Here is a 21,298-nt window from a genome sequence, read left to right as displayed (position 1 = left end):
AAAAAATGAGTTACGAACAAGAATTTATGAAGGAATTTGAAGCCTGGGTCAATACCCAGATTATGATCAACGACATGGCACATAAGGAAAGCCAAAAAGTCTACGAAGAAGACCAAGACGAGCGTGCCAAAGATGCTATGATTCGCTACGAAAGCCGTTTGGATGCTTATCAGTTCTTACTTGGTAAGTTTGAAAACTTCAAATCAGGCAAGGGATTTCATGATTTGCCAGAAGGCTTATTCGGTGAGCGAAATTATTAAACGAGAAAGATTCTTGATTTTTTACTAAAATCTTGATAGAATATTTATATTAAATCCTTGTCAGAGCAGGGGTTTTTTATTGAAAGGATTTTATCATGTCAAAGAAACTCAATCGTAAAAAACAATTACGAAATAGCCTCCGTCGTGCAGGTGCCTTTTCAAGTACTGTGACTAAGGTTGTAGAAGAGACAAAAAAAGTCGTGAAACGTGCAGAACAGTCAGCAAGCCAAGCTGGTAAGGCTGTTTCTAAAAAAGTTGAACAAGCAGTAGAAGCTACCAAAGAGCAAGCTCAAAAAGTAGCCAATTCTGTAGAAGATTTTGCAGCAAACTTGGGTGGACTTCCACTTGATCGTGCCAAAACTTTCTATGATGAAGGGATCAAGTCTGCTTCAGATTTCAAAAACTGGACTGAAAAAGAACTCCTTGCCTTGAAAGGAATCGGCCCAGCTACTATTAAGAAATTGAAAGAAAATGGCATCAAGTTCAAGTAATTTTTCTTGTTCCTTGCATTTCCGAAAAAATCTTGCTACAATAGAGCCGTTAGAGGTGTTTTGAATCCCGCATTTTACAGAAAGTGGCGGCGCTGAGAAGTCCACAAATGTGTCAAAACTAGTTGCTAATGGATGAAAAATTGAAATAAAAGTGTCTTTTTGTTTTAAAGACGAGAGTTGCGGGCCTTGCCCGAAATTGGGTGGTACCGCGGATAAACACATTCGTCCCTGTCATGTAGATGGCAGGGCTTTTCTTTTGTGTCTTAGTCAAAGGAGGTTGTTATGAAACAATCATTTAAAACTAATAAACTATACTATGGCTTTCCTGTTTTTATTTTAGGATATCAAGATCAGAATTTTGGCTATAACATCACGACCTGTAGTTCCTCTTATAGTCTAGGAGATTGGATTGTGATTGGAGTCGTTGCGAAAGAGAATGCCGCAGAGCAGATTAAGCATTATCAGCAGTTCACCGTGAATATCCCTGATGAAAATCTCATGCTCGAGATGGAGCAGGCTGGTTTTATCAGTCATCAGGAGAAATTGGAACGTTTGGGAGTGCATTATGAAATTTCTGAACGAACTCAGGCACCGATTTTAGAGGATTGTCCAGTCGTTTTGGATTGTCAGGTAGATAGGATTGTTGAGGAAGAGGGAATTTGTCATATTTTCGCTAAGATTGTTGAGCGACTTGTTGATCCAGAACTTTTGGATGAAAAGGGACATTTTAGAAATGAACTGTTTGCCCCAACCTATTTCATGGGAGATGGATATCAGCGCGTCTATCGTTATCTGGACAAGCGTGTAGATATTAAGGGGAGCTTCATCAAAAAAGCGAGGAAGAAGGATGGCAAGAGCTGAATTATCAGAACGATTAGAAACCGAACGACTCGTCCTACGAGTTCGTACAGTGGCAGATGCTGAGGATATCTTTGACTATGCTAGTCTCCCAGAGGTTGCCTATCCAGCAGGCTTTCCTCCAGTCAAAACCTTGGAAGATGAGGTTTACTATCTAGAGCATATCCTTCCTGAGCGCAATCAAAAGGAAAATCTCCCATCTGGCTATGGGATTGTCGTCAAAGGAACCGATAAAGTCATTGGTTCTGTTGATTTCAACCATCGCCATGCGGATGATGTGCTAGAGCTTGGCTATACCTTGCATCCAGACTATTGGGGTCGAGGCTATGTACCAGAAGCAGCGCGTGCCTTGATTGACATAGCTTTTAGAGAACTAGATCTTCACAAGATTGAACTCTCTTGCTTTGGTTACAATACCCAAAGTCAACGAGTTGCAGAGAAGCTTGGATTTACTCTTGAAGCTCGCATCCGAGATCGCAAGGATGCTCAAGATAACCGCTGTGATGATTTGAGATATGGCTTGTTGAGAAGTGAGTGGGAGGTGGTTTGATGCACATTTTCATCATTGGGGCTCCGGCTTCTGGGAAAATGACTATTGGTCAAGAGTTATCTCGACTGACAGATGCTACCCTCTTTTATAACCATCAAGCCATCGATTTTGCATTAGAAATCTATCAGGACTTTACAGAGGAAATGTGGGAATTTGTTCGTGGAATGACCTTTTCTTTCCTTGGAGCAAGTGCAAGAAATCAGCGATCAGTAATTTTAACAGACGTAATTGATTTTTCAAATCAGTACCAGCTGATGTATTTGAAGCAAATTCAGGATTTATTGGATAACTTTCATCAAGAGATTCTGTTTGTTGAGTTGGAAACAAGTCTTGAGGAGCGTTTACGTCGAAATCAAACGGAGAATCGATTAAAGTACAAACCCTTAAAACGACATATTGAGGTATCTGAAAGAGAAATTTTAGAGACCGCTGAAACACTTCAATTAAATTCCCAACATCAACCGAATGAGTTGCACCACTACCTTAAAATAAATAATACGAGTTTGACTGCAAAAGAAGCTGCTAAGCAAATTCAAAATAAAATGAACAAAATAGAGAAAGGACAAACACATGTCTAAAGAACTTTCACCTAAATACAATCCAGCCGAAGTTGAGGCTGGTCGTTATCAAAAATGGCTTGATGCGGATGTTTTCAAGCCTTCAGGCGATCAAAAGGCTAAGCCTTATTCAATCGTCATTCCACCACCAAACGTAACTGGGAAACTTCACCTTGGTCACGCTTGGGATACGACTTTGCAGGATATTATCATCCGTCAAAAACGCATGCAAGGTTTTGATACGCTTTGGCTTCCGGGGATGGACCATGCGGGGATTGCCACTCAGGCTAAAGTTGAGGAGCGCTTGCGTGGAGAAGGCATTACACGTTATGACCTCGGTCGTGAGAAATTCCTCGACAAGGTCTGGGAATGGAAAGACGAGTATGCCACTACCATCAAGGAACAATGGGGCAAGATGGGGCTCTCTGTAGACTACTCTCGTGAGCGTTTCACCCTTGACGAAGGTTTGTCAAAAGCTGTTCGTAAGGTCTTTGTGGACCTTTATAAGAAAGGCTGGATCTACCGTGGTGAGTTTATCATCAACTGGGACCCAGCAGCGCGCACAGCCCTTTCTGATATCGAAGTTATCCACAAGGACGTAGAAGGTGCCTTTTACCACATGAACTACATGCTAGAAGACGGATCACGCGCCCTTGAAGTTGCGACTACTCGACCTGAAACGATGTTTGGGGACGTTGCGGTTGCGGTCAATCCAGAAGACCCACGCTACAAGGACTTGATTGGTAAAAACGTCATCCTTCCAATCGCTAATAAACTCATCCCAATCGTTGGAGACGAACACGCAGATCCTGAATTTGGTACTGGTGTCGTGAAAATCACGCCTGCCCATGATCCAAACGACTTCTTGGTTGGTCAACGTCATAACTTGCCACAAGTCAACGTGATGAACGACGACGGAACCATGAATGACTTGGCCTTCGAATTTGCAGGCATGGACCGTTTTGAAGCTCGTAAGGCAGTCGTTGCCAAGTTGGAAGAAATCGGTGCCCTTGTTAAAATCGAAAAACGTGTTCACAGTGTTGGTCACTCAGAACGTACAGGTGTTGTGGTTGAACCACGCTTGTCTACTCAATGGTTCGTTAAGATGGACCAATTGGCGAAAAATGCTATTGCCAACCAAGACACAGAGGACAAGGTCGAATTCTACCCGCCACGTTTCAACGATACCTTCCTCCAATGGATGGAAAATGTCCACGACTGGGTGATCTCTCGTCAGCTCTGGTGGGGTCACCAAATCCCTGCCTGGTACAATGCTGAGGGTGAAATGTACGTCGGTGAAGAAGCGCCAGAAGGTGACGGATGGACTCAGGATGAAGACGTATTGGATACGTGGTTCAGTTCTGCCCTCTGGCCATTCTCAACCATGGGCTGGCCTGATGTCGATTCAGAAGACTTCAAACGTTACTTCCCAACTTCAACCTTGGTTACAGGTTACGACATCATCTTCTTCTGGGTATCTCGTATGATCTTCCAATCCTTGGAATTCACTGGCCGTCAGCCATTCCAAAACGTCCTTATCCACGGTCTCATTCGTGATGAGCAAGGACGCAAGATGTCTAAGTCTCTCGGTAACGGGATTGACCCAATGGATGTCATCGAGAAATACGGTGCCGATGCCCTTCGTTGGTTCCTTTCAAACGGTTCAGCACCAGGGCAAGACGTGCGCTTCTCTTACGAGAAAATGGATGCTTCATGGAACTTCATTAATAAGATCTGGAACATCTCTCGCTACATCCTCATGAATAATGAAGGTTTGACCCTTGAGCAAGCAACTGCCAATGTCGAAAAAGTGGTCAACAAGGAAGCTGGAAATGTCACAGATCGCTGGATTCTCCACAACCTCAATGAAACTATCGGAAAAGCTACTGCCAACTTTGACAAGTTTGAGTTTGGTGTGGCTGGACACATCCTCTACAACTTCATTTGGGATGAGTTTGCGGACTGGTACGTTGAGTTGACCAAGGAAGTCCTTTATAGCGACAACGAAGAAGAGAAGGTCATCACACGCTCTGTTCTCCTTTACACTTTGGACAAGATCCTTCGTCTCCTTCACCCAATCATGCCATTCGTGACAGAGGAAATCTTTGGACAAATCTCAGAAGGCTCTATCGTGACAGCAGAATACCCAACTGTCAACCCAGCCTTTGAAGACCTTGCGGCTCACACTGGTGTCGAAAGTCTCAAAGACTTGATCCGTGCCGTTCGTAATGCGCGTGCGGAAGTAAACGTAGCACCAAGCAAGCCTATCACCATCCTTGTTAAGACAAGTGATAGTGACTTGGAAGCCTTCTTTAACAGCAATGTCAACTACATCAAACGCTTCACAAATCCAGAACACTTGGAAATCGCATCAACCATCCCTGCACCTGAACTCGCAATGTCAAGCGTCATCACAGGAGCAGAAATCTACTTGCCACTGGCAGACCTTCTCAATGTCGAAGAAGAACTGGCTCGTCTCGACAAGGAACTGGCTAAATGGCAAAAAGAACTGGACATGGTCGGTAAGAAGCTCTCTAACGAACGCTTCGTAGCCAACGCCAAACCAGAAGTCGTCCAAAAAGAACGCGACAAACAAGCCGACTACCAAGCTAAATACGATGCGACCGTCGCACGTATTGATGAGATGAAGAAACTCGTGAAATAAACATAGAAACACGGTGCTGAACCGTGTTTTTTTGGTATAATGAAAGTGTTAAAAAGAATAGAAAAGAGAAGGTCTATGCCAGAAGGCGTTACTTTATTTCAAGATACCTTGATCAAATCTTTAAAGTTTGGATTTGTTGATAATGTTAAATTTCAAGAAGGGGGATACTCTCCTCAGATTTTAATCAATGATCCAGAGTCTAAGCGTTACGTATTAAAGGATATTCAAGAAGAATTATCCAAATGCCAGGCTTTTTATATCTCTGTAGCATTTATTACCCAATCAGGAATTGCTCTGCTAAAATCCCAATTATCAGATTTAATGGATAAAGGAATAAAAGGTAAAATTCTTATATCTCCTTATCTTGATTTTAATAATCCGGTTGCTATGCAAGAATTACTCAAGTTGAAAAATGTTGAAGTTCGACTTACTCCAGAGAGTCTTCAAATGCATGCTAAGTTTTATCTTTTTGAGCATGAAGGGAAACAAGTCCTTATTTCAGGAAGTTCAAATTTAACTCATAATGCATTGAAAATCAATTACGAGTGGAATATTAAATTGACGTCAACCCACAATGGAGAGTTAATTCAAGCAACTAAAAAAGAGTTTGAAAAAATTTGGGCAAAGTCGGATGTTTTAACTACAGAAAAGATTGATTCTTACGCTAGAAAGCGTCAGAAAACAATTCGAGTGGACCAGATTCGAGAAGAGGAAATAGAAGAGTATCAAGTTACAAGTATTGAACCTAATAAGATGCAAAAAGAAGCATTGAAAGGTCTGCAGGCTATTCGCGATTTCAGGTAAAAAGAAAGCTTTAGTTATAAGTGCTACAGGAACAGGGAAAACGTATTTATCAGCTTTTGATGTTCAACAATTTGAGCCGAAAAGAATGCTATTTATCGTTCATAGGGAGCAAATTCTCCAAAAATCTTTAAAGGATTTTCAAAAGGTTTTGCAGTTCCCGGAATCAGAAGGTTTGATTTATAATTCTGGTGCTGATTTGACGAATAAGAAATATATTTTTGCGACGATTCAAACTTTGTCACGTGATAATCATTTGAATCTATTTTCGGAAGACTATTTTGACTATATTTTAATCGATGAGGTTCATAAAGCGGGAGCTGATTCATACAAAAAAGTGATGGCACATTTTTATCCGGAGTTCTTTTTAGGAATGACTGCAACTCCCGAACGAACTGATGGGCAAAATATATATGAACTATTTGATTATAATATTGCTTATGAAATTCGTCTACAGGATGCTCTTGATAATGATATGCTTTGTCCATTTATTTATTTTGGGGTAAAGGATATTGAGATAGATGGACATCTAATCGATGAAAAGACAAATATATCAAACTTGACATCTAACGAACGAGTGAAACATATTCTTCAAAAGGTTGATTTTTATGGAGTAAGTGGTGAAAAGGTAAAAGGGTTGATATTCTGCTCCTCTAAGCAAGAAGCGCATGAATTAGCTTTAAAATTGAATAAGAACGGGAAAGCTTGTCGGGCTTTAACAGGGGATGACAATATTGAAATACGAAATGAAGTCGTTTCTCAACTTGAAAAAGGAGAACTAGACTATATTTTAACAGTGGATATTTTTAATGAAGGGATCGATATTCCTTCTGTCAACCAAGTAGTCATGTTAAGAAATACTCAGTCTAGCATTGTTTTTGTTCAACAACTAGGACGTGGGCTTCGTAAACATGACAGCAAAGAATACGTTACGATTATTGATTTTATTGGCAATTATAAAAATAACTATTTGATTCCAATTGCTTTATTTGGAGATAAATCAATGAATAAAGATAATTACCGAAGAGAGCTTAGAGAACCTAATATCTTAAATGGTTTAACAACTATCAATTTTGAAGAGGTTGCTAAAGAACAAATCTTTAAGTCTATTACTAATACAAATCTTTCAAATCGAGCTATCCTAAAAGAGGCCTATATGGAAACGAAGAACCGCTTGGGACGTACTCCAAATCTAAGTGATTTTTTGGAACTAGATAGTCTAGATCCTTATGTTTTCTTTGATACTTTTAATCATTATGGAGAGGTTATTGCTTCCTTTGAAAAAGAGGATCGGTTTATTAAAATTCCTGAATTAAATGGTTTTCTAACTTTCCTCTGCAAAGAACTATCCAATGGTAAACGAAAAGAAGAACTCTATCTTTTAAAAATATTACTAGAAAAAGGAAAGATTTCCCGATCGGAATTTAAACAAATCTTAACAATGAAGCAATTAGGATCCTCCGAACAGTTATTTAAATCTATCGAAAACTGTTTAGACTATAACTTTGTCGTTAAAAGAGATCAAGAAAAGTATGGTTTGTCAGCCTTAAGCATTGAAGATGATACTTATCAACTAGCAACAGACTTCACTCAATTTCTTACAGAGGAATACAAAAAATTTATCTTAGACATCATTCAGACTGGTCTAGAGCGCTCTCAAAAATATCCGCAGGAACCATTGACAATAGGTGAAAAATACTCTCGAAAAGATGCTGTGAGACTTCTCAACTGGGACAAGGATGAGAGTTCTACTGTATATGGATACAAGGTCAAACATGGAACGTGTCCTATCTTTGTAACTTATCATAAGGATGACGATATTACAGAAACAACCCAGTATCAAGATGGATTCTTATCCAACAAAGTCTTTCATTGGTATTCTAGGAGCAATCGAAGCTTTAAGTCTAAAGAAGTTGCTGATATTATGCAATCTAATCAAACCGGTTTGGCTCTTCATCTCTTCGTAAAAAAAGAAGACGGTGAGGGAAGTGATTTCTATTATCTAGGGCCAGTTAGTTATTTGGAAGATAGTGCTACTGAAACTAGGATGCAGGATGGAAAAACTCCTGTAGTTACAATGAATTTTGAATTAGCCAATGAGGTTTCATCCGCACTTTATGATTATTTTTTTGTTAATAATTCTACAGCTGGACGATCTACTGGAGCCCAGTTGAGAGTAGTTAGTTCATTTGGGGCTAACCAAGTCGAATTTTGGTGTTCAAGTAATTCAAGATTTCCTGATATTAGCTTTGCATGATAGGTCTTCATGACGACAGTTCCAAAATCATAATCATATGAGGCTTCATTGATATAGGAAACTATCTCAATTTCAGAGTTTAATTCTTCTTTAATTTCACGGATTAGAGCTTGTTCAGGTGATTCTCCTATTTCTAGTTTTCCACCTGGAAATTCCCAAAAACCTCCTAGACTTTTCCCTTCAGGTCTTTATGCGCAGAAGAATTTCTCATCTTTTTCGATTGCTGCAGCAACGACATTAATTATTTTTTTTGACATAAGCTTCCTCCAACTTATATTTTATCAAAAAATTTCATTCTCTATGTGATAAACTATTGGATTTCTGATTAATAAATCATATATAAATCGATTCTTTCTCCCCCTTAACCTTTGACTATTCTGCAAAATTATCGTAAAATAAAGAGTAAATGATAAAATGAGGTCAGAGTGTGTTTGCTCTGGCGATAGTAGTATAAATGAGGAGAAACGCTTTGGAATTAGAAGTATTTGCTGGGCAAGAAAAAAGTGAACTATCTATGATTGAGGTGGCGCGTGCTATCTTGGAACTTCGTGGTCGCGACCATGAGATGCATTTTAGCGATCTTGTAAACGAAATTCAAAACTACCTTGGAACATCAAATAGCGATATCCGCGAAGCTTTACCTTTGTTCTACACAGAGTTGAACTTTGACGGTAGCTTCATCTCACTTGGGGACAACAAATGGGGGCTTCGTTCATGGTATGGTGTGGATGAAATCGACGAAGAAATCATCGCTCTTGAAGAAAATGACGACGATGAAGTAGCACCAAAAGCTAAGAAAAAACGTGTCAATGCTTTCATGGACGGCGATTCAGATGCTATTGACTACAATGCAGATGACCCAGAAGACGAAGATGCATACGAAGCAGATCCAGCTCTTTCATACGATGATGAAAATCCAGATGATGAGAAAAATGAAGTGGAAGCTTACGATGCAGAAATCAACGAAATCGCCCCTGATGACTTGGGTGAAGACGTGGATCTCAACGAAGATGACGACGAGTTTTCAGATGATGATGCTGAAAACATCGAGGAGTAAAAGTTAGCTATTGACAATTATCCTATTTTTAGGTATCATATTGTTCGGGCACCTCTTTTAGAGGTCGGGGCTCCCTAGTTCTTAGGGAGCTATTTTTGTTTTTTCAAGAAGTTATATTCTTGTATTTTATACTCAATGAAAATCAAAAAGCAAACTAGGAAGCTAGCCGCAAGCTGTACTTGAGTACGGTAAGGCGCAGCTGACGTGGTTTGAATTTGATTTTCGAAGAGTATTTGTTGTGAATCTGGTGCAGTCATCCCAGATTATTCTTATTAATAGGGTCTTGTTTTCTATGTCCCCTCGTAGTTAACAAGGCCTTGAGCATTTTAGAAAGAGGAATCTATGTCTACGAAATATATTTTTGTAACTGGTGGTGTGGTATCGTCTATTGGGAAAGGGATTGTTGCAGCGAGTCTGGGCCGTCTCTTGAAAAATCGTGGTCTCAAAGTAACCATTCAAAAGTTTGACCCTTATATCAATATCGATCCGGGAACTATGAGTCCTTATCAGCACGGGGAAGTTTTTGTGACAGATGACGGAGCTGAGACTGATTTGGACTTGGGTCACTATGAACGTTTCATCGATATCAATCTTAACAAATATTCCAATGTGACAACTGGTAAAATTTACAGTGAAGTTCTTCGTAAGGAACGTCGTGGAGAATACCTTGGGGCAACTGTTCAAGTCATTCCTCATATTACAGATGCTTTGAAAGAAAAAATTAAGCGTGCCGCTCTAACGACTGACTCTGATGTCATTATCACAGAGGTCGGTGGAACCGTTGGGGATATCGAGTCCTTGCCATTCCTAGAGGCCCTTCGTCAGATGAAGGCAGATGTGGGTGCGGATAATGTCATGTATATCCATACAACCTTGCTTCCTTACCTCAAGGCTGCTGGTGAAATGAAAACCAAACCAACCCAACACTCTGTCAAAGAATTACGTGGCTTGGGAATCCAGCCAAATATGTTGGTTATTCGTACAGAAGAGCCAGCTGGTCAGGGAATTAAAAACAAACTAGCTCAGTTCTGTGATGTGGCACCAGAAGCCGTTATCGAGTCTTTAGACGTTGAACATCTTTACCAAATTCCGTTGAATTTGCAGGCACAAGGTATGGACCAGATTGTTTGTGACCACTTGAAATTAGACGCACCAGTAGCAGATATGACAGAATGGTCAGCCATGGTGGACAAGGTCATGAACCTCAAGAAACAAGTTAAAATTTCCCTTGTCGGTAAGTATGTGGAGTTGCAAGATGCCTACATTTCTGTGGTCGAAGCCTTGAAACACTCTGGTTATGCCAATGATGCAGAAGTTAAAATCAATTGGATCAATGCCAATGATGTGACAGCAGAGAATGTGGCAGAGCTTTTGTCTGATGCAGATGGAATCATCGTACCCGGTGGTTTTGGCCAACGTGGTACTGAAGGGAAAATCCAAGCCATCCGCTATGCGCGTGAGAATGATGTTCCTATGTTGGGTGTCTGCTTGGGAATGCAGTTGACTTGTATCGAGTTTGCTCGTCACGTTTTAGGTCTTGAAGGTGCCAATTCTGCAGAGCTTGCACCAGAAACAAAATACCCTATCATTGATATCATGCGTGATCAGATTGACGTTGAGGATATGGGTGGAACCCTTCGTTTGGGACTTTATCCATCTAAGTTGAAACGTGGCTCTAAGGCAGCGGCTGCTTATCACAATCAAGAAGTGGTGCAACGCCGTCACCGTCACCGTTATGAGTTTAACAACGCCTTCCGTGAGCAGTTTGAGGCAGCAGGCTTTGTCTTTTCAGGAGTTTCTCCAGACAATCGTTTGGTCGAAATCGTGGAAATTCCTGAAAATAAATTCTTTGTAGCGTGTCAGTATCACCCTGAACTGTCAAGCCGTCCAAACCGCCCAGAAGAACTCTACACTGCCTTTGTCACTGCAGCCGTTGAGAACAGCAATTAGCTAGATTATAACCTTTGAGAAGAATCTCAGAGGTTTTTTGCTTGTATATTTAGGATAAGATTTGCAAAATAAAAACATAGTGATATAATTAACATAACAAAACCTAAGGAGGATCTACAATGAAAAAAATGACACTATTTGGTTTGTCTCTAGCAGGTCTAGCTTTACTGGCTTTTCCTCATTCGGGGCAGGCATTTGAGCTTAAAGAAGAATGGGTTGTTAAGTGTGGAGTGCAGTATCAAGATGGCAAGATTCTTCGATTTAACAATGGTCACGAAGTGGATATCAAAGTCTTGGATTTACCAAAAACCGAGAAAATCGAGTGGACAGTTAGTCTCAATGGTCAAGATCAGACAGTCAATTTCCTAGGTCAAGAAAAGGATAAGTCTATGATGGGTGTAGAGGGGCGTTACCTGAATTTCTATGTTCCATATGGCTATAGCGGAGATATCAAGGTCGAGGCCAAGAGCGGAAACGAAGTGAAGATCTGGTCAACGAAAGTTGTGAATGATATTCATAATGATAGTGGAAAGAGAGGTTACTATCGTATTGAAGAATCAAATGATCAATACACCTACCTTGATGCTAAATGGGACTATCAAACCAAGACCTACACTGCTACCTTACCAGAAACTGTCAATGGTCAAAAAGTCTATGCTTGGGAAGACTATGGCAATGGCGAGTTGAAACTTGAAAAACTAAAATATATCAGTCACAAATATGATGATGGAGGATCTTTCAAAGAGCTTTATCCGATTGTAAAAGCAGAAAGCTGGCTAAAATCAAACCAAAACTGGTACTATCAAAAACAAGGTCAATTAGTGCAGAAGGATTGGGTTTATGACAAGGGGACTTGGTACTTTATGAATGATAAAGGAGTCATGTTCAATCAAACTTGGCTATATCAAGGTAGCAACTGGTATGCCTTTAAATCATCAGGAGCCATGATTGCTAGTGATTGGCTTTACGACCAAGGCAAGTGGTACTATTTATCAACTTCAGGTGCCATGAAAGCAAGCGCTTGGGTTTATGACAAGGGAGAATGGTATTATGTAAGTTCTTCTGGTGCCATGATTGAGAATGATTGGGTCAAAGATAATGGCAAGTGGTATTATCTGGCTTCATCAGGTAAGATGCTTCGCAATACCTACACGCCTGATGGTTACTACGTTGGTAACTCAGGCGCCTGGCAATAAATATAAGAAGTCCTTTTCCTTTAAGGAAGAGGATTTTTACTTGCTTTTCTGCTGCTTCCTCATTTGTCCTAAAGACTTTTTTGTGTTAAAATGAATGGTATGAAAGCTAAAAAAATGTGGATAGCAGGTCTGGCTCTGCTTGGTATTGGGAGCCTTGCCCTTGCTACGAAAAAAGTTGCAGATGACCATAAGCTCATGAAGACTCAGGAAGAGTTGACAGCGATTGTGCGAGACCACTTTTCAGACATGGGGGAAATTGCGACCCTCTATGTTCAAGTTTATGAAAGCAGTCTAGAGAGATTGGTTGGCGGTGTCATTTTTGAGGATGGCCGTCATTATACCTTTATCTATGAAAATGAAGACCTAGTCTATGAGGAGGAAGTCTTATGATACAACCAGCAAGTTTAGAAGAATTAGCATCTTTAGTGGAAAAAGATGGCAAGAAGGTCTTTCTTTTTGTAGCAGACTGGTGTGGCGATTGTCGTTATATCTATCCTGCCTTGCCAGAAATTGAGGAGACCAATCCAGAGTTCACCTTTATTCGGGTGGACCGGGACCAGTATATGGATTTAGCTAAACTCTGGGATGTTTACGGGATTCCTAGCCTGGTTGTTCTAGAAAAGGACAAGGAAATCGGTCGTTTTGTCAATCGCGACCGTAAAAGCAAGCAACAAATCAACGACTTTTTAGCAGGACTGAAATAGGAGAAAAAGGAAACAATGATTTTTACATATAATAAAGAACATGTCGGTGATGTCCTTATGGTCATCGTGAAAAACAGTGGAGATGCCAAACTAGACATGGAGCGCAAAGGAAAGGTGGCTCGTGTTTTCCTTAAAGATAATGGGGAAACAGTGGCCTGGAATATTTTCGAAGTTTCAAGTTTATTTGAAATTGCAGAACGTGGTCAGATCTTTTTAACTGATGAGCAAGTCGCTCGTTTGAATCAAGAATTGCAGGTGGAAGGCTTTGCAGAAGAAATTATCAATGACAAAGAACCTAAGTTTGTTGTCGGTGAGATCATCGAGATGGTAGCTCATCCAGATAGTGACCACCTCAATATCTGCCAAGTTGCAGTCGCAAGTGATAAGACTGTGCAAATTGTTGCAGGTGCTCCTAATGCGCGTGTCGGTCTGAAAACCATTGTCGCTCTTCCAGGTGCTATGATGCCAAAAGGTAACCTCATTTTCCCAGGCGAACTTCGTGGTGAAAAGAGTTTTGGGATGATGTGCAGCCCTCGTGAATTGTATCTCCCAAATGCTCCGCAAAAACGTGGTGTCATTGAGTTATCAGAAGACCAAGTTGTCGGAACACCATTCGACCCAGCTAAGCACTGGACTGCTTAGGAACTTGTTAGTATCTGATAGACCAGCTAGAAGGAAATAAGATGGCAAAAAATGTAGTGATTACAGGAGCGACATCAGGAATCGGTGAAGCGATTGCGCGTGCTTATTTGGAGCAGGGTGAGAATGTTGTTCTAACCGGACGAAGGATAGACAAACTAGAAGCCTTCAAGTCGGAGTTTACAGAGACCTTCCCAAATCAAACAATTTGGACCTTTTCATTAGATGTGACGGATATGGACATGGTAAAGACGGTCTGCTCCGATATTCTAGAAACGATAGGGCAGATTGATATCTTGGTCAATAACGCCGGACTAGCTCTAGGTTTAGCACCCTATCAGGACTATGAAGAGTTAGATATGTTGACTATGTTGGATACCAATGTTAAGGGTTTGATGGCAGTCACTCGCTGTTTCTTGCCAGCAATGGTAAAAGCCAATCAAGGACATATCATCAACATGGGCTCTACTGCAGGAATCTATGCCTATGCGGGAGCAGCTGTTTACTCAGCCACCAAGGCAGCAGTTAAGACCTTTTCGGATGGGCTTCGAATCGATACCATCGCAACAGACATCAAGGTGACAACCATTCAGCCTGGAATTGTTGAAACAGATTTTTCGACAGTACGTTTTCATGGTGATAAAGAACGGGCTGCGTCCGTTTACCAAGGAATAGAAGCCTTGCAAGCCCAGGATATTGCCGACACAGTAGTCTATGTGACCAGTCAACTTCGTCGTGTGCAGATTACAGATATGACCATTATGGCCAATCAACAGGCGACAGGTTTCATGGTTCATAAAAAGTAAAAAAATTCTTCGAAAAGTTACAAATTTCTGTAACTTTTTTTGATTTCCTACGAATAGATAAGTAGGAGGAAGAAAATATGTATAATAAAGTTATCTTGATTGGACGTTTAACGTCTACACCAGAATTGCACAAAACCAACAATGACAAGTCAGTAGCGCGAGCAACTATCGCTGTGAACCGTCGTTACAAAGACCAAAACGGGGAACGCGAAGCTGACTTCGTTAATATGGTCCTATGGGGGAGATTAGCAGAAACATTGGCAAGCTACGCAACCAAAGGTAGTCTCATTTCAGTGGATGGAGAACTTCGTACCCGTCGTTTCGAGAAAAATGGTCAAATGAATTATGTGACTGAAGTCCTTGTGACAGGGTTCCAACTCTTGGAAAGTCATGCCCAACGTGCTATGCGTGAAAATAATGCAGGTCAAGACCTAGCGGATTTGGTTTTGGAAGAGGAGGAATTGCCATTTTAATACTCTTCAAAGCACGTCAGCTACACCTTGCCGTAGGTATAGGTAACTGACTTCGTCAGTCTTATCTATACCCTCAAAACAGTGTTTTTAGCAGCCTGCGGCTAGTTTCCTAATTTTCACTAGTATAAATATTGAAAAGTCTGAGTTGGTCTCAGGCTTTTTATCTTGAGAAAGTCAGACTTTTTTCTTGACTATTTTTGACCAAGTGATACAATAGAACTATGAATTAGCACTCGAATACAAAGAGTGCTAATAATATCTATCTCATTATGGAGGAAATCAGATGTTGAAACCATTAGGGGACCGTGTGGTCTTGAAAATCGAAGAAAAAGAACAAACTGTTGGTGGCTTTGTCCTTGCAGGCTCAGCCCAAGAAAAAACCAAAACAGCCCAAGTTGTGGCTACTGGACAAGGTGTTCGTACCTTGAACGGTGACTTGGTTGCTCCAAGTGTTAAAGCTGGAGATCGTGTCTTAGTTGAAGCCCATGCAGGTCTTGATGTTAAAGATGGCGATGAAAAGTACATCATCGTTGGCGAAGCTAACATCTTGGCAATCATTGAAGAATAGAAGGAGAAAGTAAGTATGTCAAAAGAAATTAAATTTTCATCAGATGCCCGTTCAGCTATGGTCCGTGGTGTCGATATCCTTGCAGACACTGTTAAAGTAACCTTGGGACCAAAAGGTCGCAATGTCGTTCTTGAAAAATCATTTGGCTCACCCTTGATTACCAATGACGGTGTGACTATTGCCAAAGAAATCGAATTGGAAGACCATTTTGAAAATATGGGTGCCAAATTGGTATCAGAAGTAGCTTCTAAAACCAATGATATCGCAGGTGATGGGACTACAACTGCAACGGTATTGACCCAAGCAATCGTCCGTGAAGGCATCAAAAACGTCACAGCAGGTGCCAATCCAATCGGCATCCGTCGTGGAATTGAAACAGCAGTTGCAGCAGCAGTAGAAGCCTTGAAAAACAATGCCATCCCTGTTGCCAATAAAGAAGCCATTGCTCAGGTTGCTGCCGTATCTTCTCGTTCTGAAAAAGTCGGTGAATACATTTCTGAAGCCATGGAAAAAGTTGGTAAAGACGGAGTCATCACTATCGAAGAGTCACGTGGTATGGAAACAGAACTTGAAGTTGTGGAAGGAATGCAGTTTGACCGTGGTTACCTTTCACAGTATATGGTAACAGATAGCGAAAAAATGGTAGCTGATCTTGAAAATCCATACATTTTGATTACCGATAAGAAGATTTCCAATATCCAAGAAATCTTGCCACTCCTAGAAAGTATTCTCCAAAGCAATCGTCCTCTCTTGATTATTGCGGATGATGTGGATGGTGAGGCTCTTCCAACCCTTGTATTGAACAAGATTCGTGGAACCTTCAACGTGGTAGCAGTTAAGGCACCTGGCTTTGGGGACCGTCGCAAAGCCATGCTTGAAGATATCGCCATCTTGACAGGCGGAACAGTTATCACAGAAGATCTTGGTCTTGAGTTGAAAGATGCGACAATTGAAGCTCTTGGTCAAGCAGCGAGAGTAACTGTGGACAAAGATAGCACTGTTATTGTAGAAGGTGCTAGAAATCCTGAAGCGATTTCTCACCGCGTTGCAGTTATCAAGTCTCAAATCGAAACCACAACTTCTGAATTTGACCGTGAAAAATTGCAAGAACGCTTGGCGAAATTGTCAGGTGGTGTGGCGGTCATTAAGGTCGGAGCCGCAACTGAAACTGAGTTGAAAGAAATGAAACTTCGCATCGAAGATGCCCTCAACGCTACTCGTGCAGCTGTTGAAGAAGGAATCGTTGCAGGTGGTGGAACAGCTCTTGTAAATGTTATCCCAGCTGTGGCTGATTTGGAATTGACAGGAGATGAAGCGACAGGGCGCAATATTGTTCTCCGTGCCTTGGAAGAACCTGTTCGTCAAATCGCCCACAATGCAGGATTTGAAGGATCTATCGTTATCGATCGTTTGAAAAATGCTGAAGTTGGTACAGGATTCAACGCAGCAACTGGTGAGTGGGTCAATATGATTGATCAAGGGATTATCGATCCAGTTAAGGTTAGTCGTTCAGCCCTACAAAATGCAGCATCTGTAGCCAGCTTGATTTTGACTACAGAAGCAGTCGTAGCCAATAAACCAGAACCAGTAGCCCCAGCTCCAGCAATGGACCCAAGCATGATGGGCGGCATGATGTAAGCTTTTTATAGAAAATACAAAAGGAGGGAATGGCTATTCCTCCTTTTTATGATGTTCATTTCTAAATTGATTTGAGCTCTCCTAACTTATATGATAAAATAAGACTAGAAAAAGGAGAAGAACATGATCGATGTAGAAGAAATTCTGAGCAAGATGAACCCCAATCAGAAGATTAATTATGACCGTGTCATGCAGAAGATGGTCCAAGTATGGGAGAAAAATGAGCAACGGCCAACCATTCTCATGCATGTTTGCTGTGCCCCTTGCAGTACCTATACCCTAGAATACCTAACCAAATACGCTGACGTGACAATCTATTTTGCCAATTCCAATATCCATCCCAAGGCAGAATACCATAAGCGCGCCTATGTTACCAAGAAATTTGTCAGTGATTTCAATGAGCGGACAGGAAATACGGTCCAGTATCTAGAAGCTCCCTACGAGCCAAATGAATACCGAAAATTAGTTAGAGGACTAGAGGAAGAGCCAGAAGGTGGCGACCGTTGCAAGGTTTGCTTTGACTACCGACTGGATAAGACAGCGCAAGTGGCTATGGATTTAGGATTTGACTACTTTGGTTCAGCTTTGACCATCAGTCCTCATAAGAATTCTCAAACTATTAACAGCATCGGAATCGATGTGCAAAAAATTTACACAACTCACTATCTCCCAAGTGATTTCAAGAAAAATCAAGGATACAAACGTTCAGTGGAGATGTGTGAAGAGTATGACATCTACCGTCAATGTTATTGCGGATGCGTTTATGCAGCCCAAGCCCAGAATATTGATCTGGTTCAAGTTAAGAAGGACGCCACAGCGTTCATGCTTGATAAGGATGTTGAAAAAGACTATTCCCACATCAAATTTACTGTTACGAAATTAGATATATAAAGACCAACCCAGCTGAAAAGTTGGGTTTTTCAAATGAAAAAACCAGGGCTTTCACCCTAGTTTGACAACTTTACCGATTCTTTAGTTCTACATAGCGCTTGTACCAAATATTTACATAGGCTTCTGAGAAAGGACCTCGTCCATTGTTAATCCAATCAACAAGAATTTTGACATGTTCTTTTAAAATATAGTCCAAGTCATCAGAATAATTCATTTTGCGCTTGTGACGCTCATACTCCTCAACGTCCAAGAGACGTTTTTCCCCATCTGTAAAAATTTTAACATCCAAATCGTAATCAATGTACTTCAGTGCTTCTTCATCCAGATAGTAGGGGCTAGCCATATTGCAATAGTAGGAAATTCCATTATCGCGAATCATGGCAATGATATTAAACCAATATTTCTTGTGAAAGTAAACAATAGCCGGTTCTCGAGTGACCCAACGACGACCATCACTTTCGGTAACCAGTGTATGATCGTTGACACCAATAATGGCGTTTTCTGTTGTTTTTAGTACCATGGTGTCCCGCCAAGTTCGGTGGAGACTCCCATCATGCTTATAACTTTGAATTGTAATAAAGTCGCCTTCTTTTGGAAGCTTCATAACTAACCAACTTTCTACAATTTATAAGTTTATCGTTTACTATTGTACCATAAAATTACCTAAAATCTGTGAATTTTACATGAAAATATTAAAGATATTCTCTGAGAGCGCTTGCTATATCCGAAAAATCGTAGCCCTTTCGTGCTAAAACTTGGGTTATACGCTGTTTAAGTTCGTATCCTTCATATTTTCGTGCATACTTGGCATATTGCTTATCAAGTTCCTTGAAGATGAGTTCCTGAGTCGTTTCTTCGTCTACTTGGCTATCCAATTCGTCAAAGGCACTTTTAGCATCAGAGTAAGAAAATCCCTTGTTTGTCAAGTTCTGGATAATCTTATCTTGCAAGGCACGAGCTGGAAGTTTTCTCTCATGTTTTTTCAATAGTTTATTAGCTACACGTTGAGCAACTTCCGAAAAATCAAATTCTTTTAAAATCTCTGCTATAGTAGATTTTGAAACTCCTTTTTGTACTAGTTTCTGAGTCAGTACATAAGGTCCCTTGTCTCCTGAAAGTTGATTGGCATTGATGATAGCATAAGCGTACTGACCATCATTAATCCAATTATCTTCTTTAAGATTATCAATGACTTGAGAAGCTATGTCTTCATCAATATCGTATTTTTTCAGATATTCTCTAACTTCTTTTTCAGTGCGTGCTTTAAAGGATAGGTGGTAGAGGGCCAGATTCTTACCATAAGAAAATTGAGCAAAGTCCTGTATCTCTTTCAATTCTTCTTGGCTTATAACCTTATCTCTTGATAACATAAAACGAACAATAGTATCTTCAGTAATGTAGCATTTGTCGTTATTATCAAGCTCCATCAGATAGAGTCTTTTTTTCTTTTCAAGTTTTGTGATTTTCATAGTTCTATTATAACTCAAAATGTGATAAGATAGGGGTATGAATCTGAAAGTGAAACAAAAAATACCATTAAAAATCAAGCGCATGGGAATTAATGGTGAGGGAATCGGCTTTTATCAAAAAACCTTAGTCTTTGTGCCTGGTGCTCTCAAAGGAGAAGATATCTATTGTCAGATTACTTCTATTAAACGTAACTTTGTTGAAGCAAAATTACTAAAGGTTAACAAGAAGTCTAAATTCCGTGTTGTACCAGCTTGTACTATTTACAATGAATGCGGAGGCTGCCAAATCATGCATCTGCATTATGATAAGCAGCTGGAGTTCAAGACGGACTTACTTCACCAAGCGCTAAAAAAATTTGCCCCTGCAGGATATGAAAATTATGAAATCCGCCCGACGATTGGAATGCAGGAACCCAAGTACTATCGTGCTAAGTTACAGTTTCAGACTCGAAAATTTAAAAATCAGGTCAAGGCGGGCTTATATGCACAAAACTCTCACTATTTAGTAGAGTTGAAAGACTGCCTGGTACAAGACAAGGAAACCCAAGTGATTGCTAATCGTCTAGCAGAATTACTTACTTATCACCAGATTCCAATTACGGATGAGAGAAAAGTTCTAGGTGTTAGAACTATAATGGTCCGACGAGCAAGAAAGACTGGACAGGTTCAGATTATTATTGTTACAAACCGTCAGCTTAATTTAACCCAACTAGTAAAAGATTTAGTTAAAGATTTTCCAGAAGTTGTGACAGTAGCTGTGAATACAAATACGGCTAAAACCAGTGAGATTTATGGTGAGAAGACAGAGATTATCTGGGGAGAAGAGAGTATTCAAGAAGGTGTTCTTGATTATGAATTTTCACTATCCCCTCGAGCATTCTATCAACTAAATCCTGAACAAACAGAAGTCCTCTATAGCGAGGCGGTAAAAGCGCTGGATGTTGATAAAGAAGACAATTTGATTGACGCTTATTGTGGAGTTGGAACGATTGGACTTGCCTTCGCAAAGAAAGTTAAAACACTCAGAGGTATGGATATTATTCCAGAAGCCATTGAAGATGCTAAGCGAAATGCTAAAAGAATGGGATTTGACAACACACATTACGAAGCAGGAACAGCGGAAGAGATTATTCCTCGCTGGTATAAGGAAGGCTACCGAGCAGATGCTTTGATTGTAGATCCACCACGTACAGGTCTGGATGACAAGTTATTAGATACAATTCTTACCTATGTACCAGAAAAAATGGTCTATATTTCTTGCAATGTTTCGACCTTGGCCCGTGATTTAGTAAGGTTAGTAGAAGTCTATGATATCCATTATATTCAGTCGGTCGATATGTTCCCACACACCGCTCGAACTGAAGCAGTGGTAAAATTAATTAAAAAAATTTAAAAAAGTAGTTGACAAAGTTTAAAAAGTGGGTATAATAGTAAGAGTTGAAAACAACTCTGGTCCGTTGGTCAAGGG

The 21,298-nt window shown here is 40.4% G+C and carries 20 protein-coding genes and 2 pseudogenes; 19 read left to right on the top strand and 3 right to left on the bottom strand.

Going from position 1 to position 21,298, the window contains the following annotated elements; all coding sequences use genetic code 11:
* Nucleotides 1-5: 5 nt before the first annotated feature.
* The 7 genes and pseudogenes from N8M95_RS05255 to N8M95_RS05225 form a co-directional block, all read left to right on the top strand.
* Nucleotides 6-260: a DUF1912 family protein gene (locus tag N8M95_RS05255; protein ID WP_049540673.1), complete on the top strand. Its 255-nt coding sequence runs from the start codon at nucleotides 6-8 to the stop codon at nucleotides 258-260.
* Nucleotides 261-355: 95 nt separating this feature from the next.
* On the top strand, nucleotides 356-751 hold the full coding sequence (locus N8M95_RS05250; protein ID WP_000038635.1) for a helix-hairpin-helix domain-containing protein: 396 nt from the start codon (nucleotides 356-358) through the stop codon (nucleotides 749-751).
* A gap of 282 nt (nucleotides 752-1,033) precedes the next feature.
* Nucleotides 1,034-1,612 (top strand): flavin reductase family protein, encoded by a 579-nt coding sequence (locus N8M95_RS05245; protein ID WP_125452855.1) that lies wholly within the window; start codon nucleotides 1,034-1,036, stop codon nucleotides 1,610-1,612.
* A complete protein-coding gene (locus tag N8M95_RS05240) occupies nucleotides 1,599-2,159 on the top strand; it encodes a GNAT family N-acetyltransferase (protein WP_261116747.1) in 561 nt (186 codons plus the stop codon). Before N8M95_RS05245 ends, N8M95_RS05240 begins: the two co-directional genes overlap by 14 nt.
* Nucleotides 2,159-2,737, top strand: coding sequence for an AAA family ATPase (locus N8M95_RS05235; RefSeq protein WP_045612814.1), 579 nt, complete (start codon nucleotides 2,159-2,161; stop codon nucleotides 2,735-2,737). The genes N8M95_RS05240 and N8M95_RS05235 overlap by 1 nt, the downstream gene beginning before the upstream one ends.
* Nucleotides 2,730-5,381 carry a valine--tRNA ligase gene (locus tag N8M95_RS05230; protein ID WP_247953520.1) on the top strand — a complete coding sequence of 884 codons (2,652 nt, stop codon included), beginning with the start codon at nucleotides 2,730-2,732 and terminating at the stop codon, nucleotides 5,379-5,381. The genes N8M95_RS05235 and N8M95_RS05230 overlap by 8 nt, the downstream gene beginning before the upstream one ends.
* Before the next feature lie 75 nt (nucleotides 5,382-5,456).
* Nucleotides 5,457-8,307 (top strand): annotated as a pseudogene (locus tag N8M95_RS05225) (DEAD/DEAH box helicase); the annotation flags it as partial.
* Here the strand turns inward: N8M95_RS05225 and N8M95_RS05220 are convergent.
* A pseudogene (locus N8M95_RS05220) lies at nucleotides 8,304-8,696 on the bottom strand ((deoxy)nucleoside triphosphate pyrophosphohydrolase). The pseudogenes N8M95_RS05225 and N8M95_RS05220 overlap by 4 nt on opposite strands.
* Nucleotides 8,697-8,908: 212 nt before the next feature.
* Here N8M95_RS05220 and rpoE point away from each other — a divergent pair.
* From rpoE to N8M95_RS05165, 11 genes are all read left to right on the top strand, one after another.
* Nucleotides 8,909-9,496 carry a DNA-directed RNA polymerase subunit delta gene (gene rpoE, locus N8M95_RS05215; RefSeq protein WP_000418401.1) on the top strand — a complete coding sequence of 196 codons (588 nt, stop codon included), beginning with the start codon at nucleotides 8,909-8,911 and terminating at the stop codon, nucleotides 9,494-9,496.
* A gap of 342 nt (nucleotides 9,497-9,838) precedes the next feature.
* Nucleotides 9,839-11,446 carry a CTP synthase gene (locus N8M95_RS05210; protein ID WP_000105246.1) on the top strand — a complete coding sequence of 536 codons (1,608 nt, stop codon included), beginning with the start codon at nucleotides 9,839-9,841 and terminating at the stop codon, nucleotides 11,444-11,446.
* A 119-nt stretch (nucleotides 11,447-11,565) separates the two neighbouring features.
* Nucleotides 11,566-12,642 (top strand): N-acetylmuramoyl-L-alanine amidase family protein, encoded by a 1,077-nt coding sequence (locus N8M95_RS05205; RefSeq protein WP_020902490.1) that lies wholly within the window; start codon nucleotides 11,566-11,568, stop codon nucleotides 12,640-12,642.
* 90 nt (nucleotides 12,643-12,732) lie between these two features.
* Nucleotides 12,733-13,032, top strand: a complete 300-nt coding sequence (locus N8M95_RS05200; protein ID WP_020902491.1) for a DUF4651 domain-containing protein — start codon at nucleotides 12,733-12,735, stop codon at nucleotides 13,030-13,032.
* On the top strand, nucleotides 13,029-13,346 hold the full coding sequence (locus N8M95_RS05195; RefSeq protein WP_000615777.1) for a thioredoxin family protein: 318 nt from the start codon (nucleotides 13,029-13,031) through the stop codon (nucleotides 13,344-13,346). Before N8M95_RS05200 ends, N8M95_RS05195 begins: the two co-directional genes overlap by 4 nt.
* Before the next feature lie 15 nt (nucleotides 13,347-13,361).
* Entirely contained in the window at nucleotides 13,362-13,988 is a 627-nt protein-coding gene (gene ytpR / locus N8M95_RS05190) for a YtpR family tRNA-binding protein (protein WP_261116746.1), read from the top strand.
* Between the two features lie 41 nt (nucleotides 13,989-14,029).
* Complete coding sequence (locus N8M95_RS05185; protein ID WP_020902492.1) at nucleotides 14,030-14,791, top strand: SDR family NAD(P)-dependent oxidoreductase; 762 nt, start codon at nucleotides 14,030-14,032, stop codon at nucleotides 14,789-14,791.
* A gap of 77 nt (nucleotides 14,792-14,868) precedes the next feature.
* Nucleotides 14,869-15,264 carry a single-stranded DNA-binding protein gene (locus tag N8M95_RS05180; protein WP_261116745.1) on the top strand — a complete coding sequence of 132 codons (396 nt, stop codon included), beginning with the start codon at nucleotides 14,869-14,871 and terminating at the stop codon, nucleotides 15,262-15,264.
* Nucleotides 15,265-15,547: 283 nt separating this feature from the next.
* Nucleotides 15,548-15,832, top strand: a complete 285-nt coding sequence (groES, locus tag N8M95_RS05175) for a co-chaperone GroES (protein ID WP_000917323.1) — start codon at nucleotides 15,548-15,550, stop codon at nucleotides 15,830-15,832.
* 15 nt (nucleotides 15,833-15,847) lie between these two features.
* Nucleotides 15,848-17,470 (top strand): chaperonin GroEL, encoded by a 1,623-nt coding sequence (gene groL, locus N8M95_RS05170; protein ID WP_261116744.1) that lies wholly within the window; start codon nucleotides 15,848-15,850, stop codon nucleotides 17,468-17,470.
* 123 nt (nucleotides 17,471-17,593) lie between these two features.
* Entirely contained in the window at nucleotides 17,594-18,361 is a 768-nt protein-coding gene (locus tag N8M95_RS05165) for an epoxyqueuosine reductase QueH (protein ID WP_000567569.1), read from the top strand.
* Between the two features lie 70 nt (nucleotides 18,362-18,431).
* On the opposite strand, the gene ntdP is transcribed toward N8M95_RS05165, so the two are convergent.
* Together ntdP and recX are read right to left on the bottom strand one after the other, a co-directional pair.
* Nucleotides 18,432-18,965 carry a nucleoside tri-diphosphate phosphatase gene (gene ntdP / locus N8M95_RS05160; RefSeq protein ID WP_000775316.1) on the bottom strand — a complete coding sequence of 178 codons (534 nt, stop codon included), beginning with the start codon at nucleotides 18,963-18,965 and terminating at the stop codon, nucleotides 18,432-18,434.
* Nucleotides 18,966-19,053: 88 nt separating this feature from the next.
* Entirely contained in the window at nucleotides 19,054-19,830 is a 777-nt protein-coding gene (gene recX / locus N8M95_RS05155) for a recombination regulator RecX (protein ID WP_261068241.1), read from the bottom strand.
* A gap of 37 nt (nucleotides 19,831-19,867) precedes the next feature.
* Between recX and rlmD the strand changes: the two genes are divergently transcribed.
* Nucleotides 19,868-21,223: a 23S rRNA (uracil(1939)-C(5))-methyltransferase RlmD gene (gene rlmD, locus N8M95_RS05150; RefSeq protein WP_120719195.1), complete on the top strand. Its 1,356-nt coding sequence runs from the start codon at nucleotides 19,868-19,870 to the stop codon at nucleotides 21,221-21,223.
* Nucleotides 21,224-21,298 lie beyond the last annotated feature (75 nt).

The sequence above is a fragment of the Streptococcus mitis genome (assembly GCF_946190325.1).
In the GTDB taxonomy this organism is placed as follows: Bacteria; Bacillota; Bacilli; order Lactobacillales; family Streptococcaceae; genus Streptococcus; species Streptococcus mitis_CF.
The sequence above is the reverse complement of the archived record's forward strand: the minus strand, read 5'-3'. Positions and strand labels throughout refer to the sequence as shown.

Excerpts from the sequence above, each read along its gene's own strand:
- N8M95_RS05255 (WP_049540673.1), top strand. The coding sequence starts at position 6 with ATGAGTTACGAACAAGAATTTATGAAGGAATTTGAAGCCTGGGTCAAT.
- ytpR (WP_261116746.1), top strand. The coding sequence starts at position 13,362 with ATGATTTTTACATATAATAAAGAACATGTCGGTGATGTCCTTATGGTC.
- rlmD (WP_120719195.1), top strand. The coding sequence starts at position 19,868 with ATGAATCTGAAAGTGAAACAAAAAATACCATTAAAAATCAAGCGCATG.
- N8M95_RS05230 (WP_247953520.1), top strand. The coding sequence starts at position 2,730 with ATGTCTAAAGAACTTTCACCTAAATACAATCCAGCCGAAGTTGAGGCT.
- N8M95_RS05250 (WP_000038635.1), top strand. The coding sequence starts at position 356 with ATGTCAAAGAAACTCAATCGTAAAAAACAATTACGAAATAGCCTCCGT.
- N8M95_RS05205 (WP_020902490.1), top strand. The coding sequence starts at position 11,566 with ATGAAAAAAATGACACTATTTGGTTTGTCTCTAGCAGGTCTAGCTTTA.
- N8M95_RS05180 (WP_261116745.1), top strand. The coding sequence starts at position 14,869 with ATGTATAATAAAGTTATCTTGATTGGACGTTTAACGTCTACACCAGAA.
- recX (WP_261068241.1), bottom strand. The coding sequence starts at position 19,830 with ATGAAAATCACAAAACTTGAAAAGAAAAAAAGACTCTATCTGATGGAG.
- N8M95_RS05240 (WP_261116747.1), top strand. The coding sequence starts at position 1,599 with ATGGCAAGAGCTGAATTATCAGAACGATTAGAAACCGAACGACTCGTC.
- N8M95_RS05195 (WP_000615777.1), top strand. The coding sequence starts at position 13,029 with ATGATACAACCAGCAAGTTTAGAAGAATTAGCATCTTTAGTGGAAAAA.
- N8M95_RS05165 (WP_000567569.1), top strand. The coding sequence starts at position 17,594 with ATGATCGATGTAGAAGAAATTCTGAGCAAGATGAACCCCAATCAGAAG.
- N8M95_RS05245 (WP_125452855.1), top strand. The coding sequence starts at position 1,034 with ATGAAACAATCATTTAAAACTAATAAACTATACTATGGCTTTCCTGTT.
- N8M95_RS05185 (WP_020902492.1), top strand. The coding sequence starts at position 14,030 with ATGGCAAAAAATGTAGTGATTACAGGAGCGACATCAGGAATCGGTGAA.
- N8M95_RS05200 (WP_020902491.1), top strand. The coding sequence starts at position 12,733 with ATGAATGGTATGAAAGCTAAAAAAATGTGGATAGCAGGTCTGGCTCTG.
- N8M95_RS05210 (WP_000105246.1), top strand. The coding sequence starts at position 9,839 with ATGTCTACGAAATATATTTTTGTAACTGGTGGTGTGGTATCGTCTATT.
- groL (WP_261116744.1), top strand. The coding sequence starts at position 15,848 with ATGTCAAAAGAAATTAAATTTTCATCAGATGCCCGTTCAGCTATGGTC.
- groES (WP_000917323.1), top strand. The coding sequence starts at position 15,548 with ATGTTGAAACCATTAGGGGACCGTGTGGTCTTGAAAATCGAAGAAAAA.
- N8M95_RS05235 (WP_045612814.1), top strand. The coding sequence starts at position 2,159 with ATGCACATTTTCATCATTGGGGCTCCGGCTTCTGGGAAAATGACTATT.
- ntdP (WP_000775316.1), bottom strand. The coding sequence starts at position 18,965 with ATGAAGCTTCCAAAAGAAGGCGACTTTATTACAATTCAAAGTTATAAG.